Raw genomic sequence first — 6,940 nt, forward strand, 5'->3', positions numbered from 1 at the left:
GGATCAAACACAATGGATAAAACCATCGGTATTTTTGGTGGCGGTCAGCTCGGTCGGATGATGGCACAAGCCGCACTACCTCTAAATATTCAATGTACGTTCTTTGAAGCCAATACGGACTGCCCTTCTGCGGCTTTAGGTCCGGTTTTCTCCACCAAAGCTGTAAATGGCTTGCAGGACTTTATCAATAGCGCAGATGTCTTTAGCCTGGAGTTTGAAAATACACCATTGGCTGATATCGATGTTTTAACGCAAAACAAAGATCTGCATCCACCACGTCAGGCTTTAGCCATCGCACAGCATCGTCTGTCTGAAAAAGCCCTATTTGATGAACTGGAAATTCCGGTTGCACCGTATAAAGCGGTAACTTCACTGGAAAGCTTGCAGACGGCCGTGGCTGAGCTTGGCTTGCCGATCGTGCTAAAAACCTCTCGTGGTGGTTACGATGGTAAAGGTCAGTTTGTTTTACGTTCAGCTGATCAAATTGATCAGGCTTGGGCGGAACTCGGCCCTGCTGGTGAACTGATCGCAGAAAGTTTTGTGACTTTCTCGCGTGAAGTATCGATCATTGCGGTACGTGGTCAAAATGGTGATGTGAAAACCTGGCCATTGGCTGAAAATCATCACCACAACGGCATCCTGTCGCACTCGATTGTTCCGGCTCCCAATAGTGCGGATCTGCAACCAGTCGCGCAGGATTACGTCACTCGCCTGCTGAATCACTTGGATTATGTGGGTGTATTGACTCTTGAGCTGTTTGTGACAGACAAAGGCCTGTATGCAAACGAGATGGCACCACGTGTGCATAACTCAGGTCACTGGTCGATTGAAGGCGCTATTTGCTCGCAGTTTGAAAACCATGTTCGTGCGGTCGCAGGTCTACCACTGGGTTCAACTGAAGTGGTGCGTCCAACTGTGATGGTGAACATTATCGGTCAGCATCCCAAATCTGAAGATGTCCTGGCTTTAGAAGGCGCTCACTTGCATCTATATAACAAGTCAGAGCGTGAAGGTCGCAAGATTGGCCACATCACTTTGATGCCAACTGATAGTGCTCAGCTGACCACTTTATGTCGTCAACTGGCGAAGATTTTGCCAAATCCGCTGGCATTGAGCGAAGATATGACCATCTAAGCTTTAAGCTGCTGATAAAAAAAGCGATCACTTCGGTGATCGCTTTTTTATTTGTCCAGATTCAGGCATGATTGCGCCTCTTTAAAAATCCCTTGCCATTGGTCGGATCATTTTTAAAATCAATTGCTTATAAACTGATCAATTGAGTGTAAATATAATAATTTAACTTGCTCCTATTTTGAGCTGAATTCTGGGTTATTCACTTGTGGATAAACTTAACATTGAGTTTGAATTTAAAACCGGAAATAGGTTTTGAATTTAAATTCATAAAAATAAATTCAAATTTAAAAATGAACTTTGAATTTAAACTTCGCTGCTTAAATTTAAATTCAAAAATATGAATTCAAATTTAAAAGCTGATAAGTGAATTTAAAAATAGGTACTCCTAATAAAAATGAATTTAAAATAGAAATGCTATATACCAGAAGCCTTTGGTTGATTGAAAAGTTCTGATCTAAAGACAAGTTATCCACAATCATTTTTTAAATTCAAAAGTAATTTCCTGAATTTTGAATTTAAATTTAAAAATAAGCTTAATTTGATTTTAAAATGAGTTTGTGGATAAGTTTTTAAATTTAAAAGCTACAAAATGAATTCAAAAGTGTAGGAATTATGAATTTAAATTTACGTATTGGCGCTTTAATTTTCATCATGAACTGCTAAGGTAGAAACATAATTCAAAATCTAAATATTTAAGGGTCTTATGCAACGGCTTGCACTTTTTGTTGGTTCTTTGGTTTTAGCTGCTACACAGGCACAGGCAGAACTAATTATTAATGGTCAGCGTGTGACATCAACGGATATGTCTTCTGTGCCGAGCAGTCCGGTCAATTATGCGTTCCAAAATAATTTTCAGAATTGTCTTGCCAATTTGCGCAGTCAGGCGATTGCACAAGGCGTAAGTGGTTCAACCTACGATCGTTATACGCAAAATTTAACTCCTGATTATTCTGTGATTGAAAAGTTGAATTATCAGCCTGAGTTTTCGACCCCAATCTGGGATTATCTGTCCGGACTGGTGGATGAAGAACGTGTACAGCTGGGTCGACAAAAACTGCAGCAACATCGTGAGGTATTAAACCGGATTAGCGCAGCCTATGGAGTGCCGGCAGAAACGATCGTAGCTGTATGGGGCGTAGAAAGTAATTTTGGGGATATTTCCGGAAAATATCCTTTATTACAGGCCTTGGGTACCTTGAGTTGTGAAGGCCGTCGTCAAAGTTATTTCCGTGGTGAGTTCTTTACCACCATGAAATTGCTGCAACGGGGTGATGTCTATGAAAACCAATTAAAAGGTTCGTGGGCGGGGGCTTTTGGTCATACTCAGTTTATGCCATCGACTTATGATGAGCTGGCGGTTGATTTTGATGGGGATGGTCGTCGTGATTTAGTCGGCAGTATTCCTGATGCACTGGCTTCTACAGCCAATTTCCTGAAAAAACGTGGCTGGCAGACTGGCCAACCTTGGGGCTTTGAAGTAAAAATTCCACAAGGTATGTCTGTTGCAGGCGAAGGCCGACGCAATAAAAAATCACTGAGTAGCTGGATGAACCGTGGTGTGGTGCGTGCTGACGGTACTCCGCTATTACAGGGCAATTTATCAGAATCTTCTCAGGCTGGCTTATTGGCACCTGCAGGCGAAAATGGACCGGTATTTTTAGTCTTTAAAAACTTTGATGCTATTTACAGCTATAACGCAGCAGAAAGTTATGCTTTAGCGATTGCACATTTATCTGACCGCTTACAAGGTAAGGGAAGCATTCGGGCAGCTTGGCCAACCGATGATCCAGGCACGTCACGTGCGGAACGTCGCGAGATCCAACAATTCCTGTTAAACCGTGGCTATGATATTGGTGAGGTAGATGGTCTGATTGGGGATAAAACTCGTCAGGCGATTCGTCAGGAACAAAGCCGTCTGGGTTTAAGCCCGACCGGTCGGGCAGGACAGCAAATCCTGCGTGCATTTAGAAATGAAAATGCCAAACTAATGATGCGTTAGGAAGAATTTAGACATGATCTAAATATGGTTCTTCATCATAAAAAAGGTCTGCAAATATGCAGACCTTTTTTATAACTATATATAGTGAGCTTAAAGCTGCTTTTATACAGAGGTAATCGTACCTAGAACGCGATAACCGGATGCGCCTGTCACAGCCGGCAGATTGCCGCTGAGTTGATTCATAAAACGCATTGCCAGCCAGGCAAAAGCCGTGCCTTCCACCCAAGTCGGATTTAAGCCAAGGTCGGCTGTGGTTTGTACGTTCCAATGATGTTTACGCAAACGCCAGCGTAACTGTTCCAATAAATGTGAATTATAGGCACCACCACCACAAACATAAACTTCACCGGTATCCAGACCGGAACGGTAAATGGCTTTTTTAATCGCACGGGTCGTGAGCTTCATTAAAGTAGCTTGCACATTTTCTGGTGTATCTTCAAGTTCATCATATTGAAGATCATTGCGCCAATCAGCAATCTGTTCATCCAGCCATTCCAGATTAAAGTCTTCGCGGCCGGTACTTTTAGGTGGCTCTTTTGAGAAGAACTCATGTTCCTGTAAACGGTCCAATAAGCTACGGATTGGCGTGCCATAAGCTGCCCAGTTACCATTTTCATCAAAAGGCTGGCCGGTATAACGCTGACACCAGGCATCCATCAGAATATTGGCAGGGCCTGTATCAAAGCCATAGACCTGATCCGATTGACCTGCCGGCAGAATACTCACATTGGCAATGCCGCCCAGATTCAGAATCACACGGTGAATACTCTCATGCTGGAAAATATCTTGATGGAAAGCGGGGACTAGAGGTGCACCTTGGCCGCCAGCAGCCAGATCGCGACGACGGAAATCGGAAATGACCGGAATCTGGGTGATTTCAGTAATGATATTTGGATCACCAATTTGCAGGGTAAAGCCATGTTCAGGACGATGCCGGATGGTCTGACCATGCGATCCAATTGCCTTGATTTGCGATTTGTTTAAATTATTTTCTGCAATCAGCGTATTGATGCCATGACCAATCATCTGTGCCAATGCGACATCAGCTTTGCCCATGCGGTCGATTTCATTGTCATCTGGCAAAGTCAGTGCCATCAGTTCATCACGAAGATCGGGATCAAAAGGCAAGGTGAGGGTAGCATGAAGCTGAAGTGGATCAAAAGAAGCAGCAACAATATCGACACCATCCATGCTTGTGCCGGTCATTACCCCAATATAGATCGCTGTCATGATTATTCTTAAGCCTGCAATGTGCTGAAAAAGTGTTAGTATATCGCACAAATTGAATAACTGATGTATTTGGATTTTGTGATGTCAAATTTCCTGCCGGCTGAAGAACAACTTGCCCTCATCCAACGAGGCACCCACGAAATTATTTCTGAAGAAGACCTTCTGAAGAAATTAAAGCAGAATCGTCCTTTAAAAATTAAAGCGGGTTTTGACCCAACTGCACCGGATCTGCACCTAGGTCATACAGTTTTAATCAATAAATTAAAAGTATTCCAGGACTTGGGTCATGAAGTGTACTTCCTGATCGGGGATTATACTGCGATGATCGGTGACCCGACGGGTAAGAGTGCAACCCGCCCGCCATTGTCACGCGAGCAGGTACTAGAAAACGCAAAAACCTATCAGGAACAAGTATTTAAAATTCTTGATCCAAACAAAACCAAAGTCGTGTTTAACTCGGAATGGTTTGCACAAAAAACTGCAGCTGACCTGATTCAATTGGCATCACAACAAACAGTTGCACGTATGTTAGAGCGTGATGATTTCACCAAGCGTTATAACAACCAGCAACCGATTGCGATTCACGAATTCTTATATCCACTGGTTCAAGGTTATGACTCAATTGCTTTAGAAGCTGACGTGGAGTTAGGGGGTACAGACCAGACCTTTAACCTGTTGATGGGCCGTACCCTGCAAGGCCGTTATAACCAGGAAGCACAGGTGTGTATTACTGTGCCAATTCTTGAAGGTCTGGATGGCGTGAACAAGATGTCTAAATCTTTAGGCAACTATATTGGTGTATTCGATGCACCGGGCGCGATGTATCAGAAAGTACTGTCTATGCCAGATTCATTGATTGAGCGTTATTTCGATCTGCTCAGCTTCAAATCTATAGAAGAAATTCAAGGCTTGCTGAAAGAAATCGAAGAAGGCCGTAACCCGCAGGAAGTGAAACGCATTCTTGCCCTGGAACTGGTAGAACGTTTCCACGGTGCTGAAGCTGCCGCTCATGCCCATAAAGGTGCAGGTAATATCATTACTGAAGGTGAACTGCCTGAAGGTACGCCAGAAGTGACTATTTCACGTGGCGAATTTGGTGGTGAGATCTTCATTACTTCAATTTTACGTGAAGCTGGCTTAACCAAAAATGCTGCTCAAGCTAAAGATGCCTTAGGCCGCGGCACTGTGAAAGTGGACTGGAAACCGGTTGATGCATCTTTTTCTGTGAAAGAGAACGTAACTTTAATTATTCAGGCCAGCAAAAAAGCAATTGCAAAAGTGACCTTCGTTGACTAATGCTGGTTCTAAGTTATTGAAATAAAAGCAGGCTTCGGCCTGCTTTTATTTTTTAGGTTGTATATGAATTATATAAATATAGAAATTCAAAAAAAACCTTATAAAAACAACATTTAAATTTTTCCATTTGGCTTGCATTTCAGGTTTTTTGTGTATAAGATTTATTCGTCTAGAGATTCCGTGAAAAGCATATCTAGAGGGTAACGATCAATAACAGACAACTCCATAATTGATCAGGTCTCTAAGTAAAGAGACAAGTTAATATAATGTGAATAACTATAATAATGACATAATGGATCGGGTAAAGATTCAATTCTAAGGAAGAGATTTTGGGAGAGATCTCTTCCTTTTTTATTGGTGTTGTCTGGCTATATGTTCAATCTTCAATAAATTCAAAACAAAGATGGATGAATCAGCTTGGATTAAGGTTAAATCGATGGTGAGATAAATGAATCATCTTTGAATCTCAATCCATCTATAAAAAGAAAGGTAAATAAGGTGTATCAATACCAGACTGAACAGATGTTTGATGAAGACATCGATTTCATTTTGTGTTTTCTCTTCAAATATGAGTCTGCTGAGCGAAAACAAAAAATCTTTTGATCAGGTACAGGCCTTATTTCAGCAATTAGATCTTGCCTCCCACTATTTACTCTTTTCATTAGTCAAAGAACGCCTGCCACGTCGGGCCAAATTATTGTTTGCTGCTGAAGACTATAGTGATAAGAAAGAAGTGATTGAGGAAGTGATGCAGCACTGGATAAAAGATAAATACTCAAATGTGGCTTAATCGATTTTAATCTTCTGCTTATTCTTCTGCGCTTAAGTAAGATTTCTGGATGATCTGAAACCTAGAAAGATCATATCCTTATTTTTGTTCTTTAAAACCGAGTGTTAAGAAAAATCTGTATTCAGCAAGGATTTTGATCTTACAAAAAGCTCTATATATAAGTCGGATAGAAAACAGCAAAATATGTAACCTGATATAAGAAAGTTTCGGAAAATTCTGGATACAGCCCTTAAATTATACGGTCTTATTTAAAAATCACAGTTTTTTGATAGTTATCAGGTCTTAATAAATTTTACTGTTTTAAATTGAATTGCAATGAATACGGCTTTTATTGAAGAAAAACGCTCAAAATTTAGATAAAAAAGCGATTTTTTAACGAAATTCGTAGAAAAAAGATACATACGTGAAAAATATAGTGAATTGGGGGTTGCAATGATTCTGAAATCCTCTAGAATGCACCCATACCGACGAGATAGACGGAAACGAACGAA

Annotated in this window: 5 protein-coding genes; 4 read left to right on the forward strand and 1 reads right to left on the reverse strand. The window is 41.2% G+C overall.

The genetic code is table 11. The annotated features are described in order from the left end of the window. Positions 1 to 12: 12 nt before the first annotated feature. Together RJ01_RS12680 and RJ01_RS12685 are read left to right on the forward strand one after the other, a co-directional pair. The gene (locus RJ01_RS12680; protein WP_034171354.1) at positions 13 to 1,134 is read left to right on the forward strand and encodes a 5-(carboxyamino)imidazole ribonucleotide synthase; all 1,122 of its coding nucleotides are present in this window, start codon (positions 13 to 15) and stop codon (positions 1,132 to 1,134) included. A gap of 703 nt (positions 1,135 to 1,837) precedes the next feature. Next, positions 1,838 to 3,133 (forward strand): lytic murein transglycosylase, encoded by a 1,296-nt coding sequence (locus tag RJ01_RS12685; RefSeq protein WP_034171355.1) that lies wholly within the window; start codon positions 1,838 to 1,840, stop codon positions 3,131 to 3,133. A gap of 102 nt (positions 3,134 to 3,235) precedes the next feature. Here the strand turns inward: RJ01_RS12685 and RJ01_RS12690 are convergent, their stop codons facing one another. After that, complete coding sequence (locus tag RJ01_RS12690) at positions 3,236 to 4,363, reverse strand: anhydro-N-acetylmuramic acid kinase (protein ID WP_034171356.1); 1,128 nt, start codon at positions 4,361 to 4,363, stop codon at positions 3,236 to 3,238. 63 nt (positions 4,364 to 4,426) lie between these two features. On the opposite strand from RJ01_RS12690, the gene tyrS reads away from it, so the two are divergent. Together tyrS and RJ01_RS12700 are read left to right on the forward strand one after the other, a co-directional pair. Continuing rightward, on the forward strand, positions 4,427 to 5,659 hold the full coding sequence (gene tyrS / locus RJ01_RS12695; protein ID WP_161792066.1) for a tyrosine--tRNA ligase: 1,233 nt from the start codon (positions 4,427 to 4,429) through the stop codon (positions 5,657 to 5,659). A 568-nt stretch (positions 5,660 to 6,227) separates the two neighbouring features. Then, positions 6,228 to 6,449, forward strand: coding sequence for a hypothetical protein (locus RJ01_RS12700; protein ID WP_004780312.1), 222 nt, complete (start codon positions 6,228 to 6,230; stop codon positions 6,447 to 6,449). The last annotated feature ends 491 nt before the right edge of the window (positions 6,450 to 6,940 follow it).

The organism is Acinetobacter sp. YZS-X1-1, from assembly GCF_000804305.1.
Taxonomy (GTDB): domain Bacteria; phylum Pseudomonadota; class Gammaproteobacteria; order Pseudomonadales; family Moraxellaceae; genus Acinetobacter; species Acinetobacter variabilis.